General features: G+C 65.1%; 1 protein-coding gene and 1 pseudogene. Both read right to left on the bottom strand.

Annotation, left to right across the window (positions count from 1 at the left end; genetic code table 11):
- Positions 1–308: pseudogene (locus JCM25156_RS16330) on the bottom strand (DNA polymerase III subunit beta); the annotation flags it as partial.
- Positions 309–409: 101 nt separating this feature from the next.
- Positions 410–1,526, bottom strand: a 1,117-nt coding sequence (gene dnaA / locus JCM25156_RS16325; RefSeq protein WP_025813958.1) for a chromosomal replication initiator protein DnaA, incomplete at its 5' end; no start/stop codon positions are given.

Genomic DNA, 1,526 nt, shown 5'->3' with positions numbered 1-1,526 from the left:
CCCGCCCGCAGGCCCAGCGGCGCGTCGCCGCCCGCGTGGTCAAGCTCGACCTCCGCCCCATCGGGCAGCTTGCGCACGATTTCATACAGGACAGCGGCCGGGGCCGTGACCGCGCCATCGCGCAGGGCCTCGGCCACCACGCTCTCGACAACCGCGATTTCCATGTCAGTCGCCGTCAGCGTCGTCGCGCCATCGACCACCTTGATCAGCACATTGGCCAGAATGGGAATGGTATTGCGCTTCTCGGCAACGCTCTGGATATGGGCCAGGGCCTTGAGCAGCGTTACGCGGTCAGCCTTCAACTTCATTGGTACGATATCCTCCATGCCCCACCGCATCCAGCCGCGGGGCTGACACATCTAGCAGGCGGGGACGATAACGGTAAAGAGGCGCGCGCGGGAAATGCCGCTCAGCTTTCCAGCATGCGGCGCAGGAGTTCCACATCCTCGGCAAAGGCGGGATCCTGTTCCATGAGTTCCGTCACGCGCGAGACGGCGTGCATGACGGTGGTATGGTCACGATTGCCGAACTTGCGCCCGATCTCGGGCAGGGAGCGGCTGGTCAACTGCTTGGCCAGATACATCGCCACCTGCCGCGGCCGCGCCACCGCCCGCGCCCGACGGGCCGAGGACATATCGGTCAGGCGGATGTTCCAGTGCTCGGCCACCTTGCGCTGGATTTCCTCGATGGTGACGCGCCGGTCATGCGCCTTGAGAATGTCATGCAGCACATCCTGCGTGGCTTCCAGCGTAACGGGGCGGCCAAACAGGTTGGCGTGGGCGATCAGCCGGTTCAGCGCGCCCTCCAGCTCACGCACGTTCGACGTGATCTTGTGCGCCAGGAATTCCAGCACCTTGGCGGGCACCACCACGCCGGATGCCGTGGCCTTGGCCTCCAGAATGGAAATGCGCAGTTCGAACGTGGTGGCATGGATGTCCGCCACCATGCCGCAGCCCAGCCGCGTGCGCAGCCTGTCCTCCAACCCCGACAGGTCGGAAGGCGACTTGTCGGCGGAGACGACGATCTGCCGCCCGGCATCGACCAGCGCGTTGAAGGTATGGAAGAACTCCTCCTGCGTATTGTCCTTGCCAATCAGGAACTGGAGATCGTCGATCATCAGCACATCGACGGAGCGCAACTGTTCCTTGAACTCCATGGTGGACTGGGAGCGGATGGCCGCGATGAAGCGGTACATGAACTTCTCGGCCGACATGTAGGCCACCGAGACCCGCCCCTCGCGCAGCAGCTCGGCCCCGATCGCATGCATGAGATGCGTCTTGCCCAGACCCACCCCGCCATACAGGAACAGGGGGTTGAAACCGGGGCTGGACGGGCGCTCGGCCACGCGGCGGGCGCAGGCATAGGCAAACTCGTTCGGCTTGCCCACAACGAAGGTATCGAACGTGAAACGCGGATCCAGCGGCGCGGCCAGATCGGTGCGGACTTCCGCCTGCCTCGGCTCATCCGCCACGGGCGCGGCCGGTGCGCTCACCGCCTTTTCATGCGCCACAGTCGGGAGCGGCACG

The sequence above is a fragment of the Komagataeibacter kakiaceti JCM 25156 genome, assembly GCF_000613305.1.
Note: the sequence above shows the minus strand (reverse complement) of the source record. Positions and strands in the feature narration are given on the sequence as shown.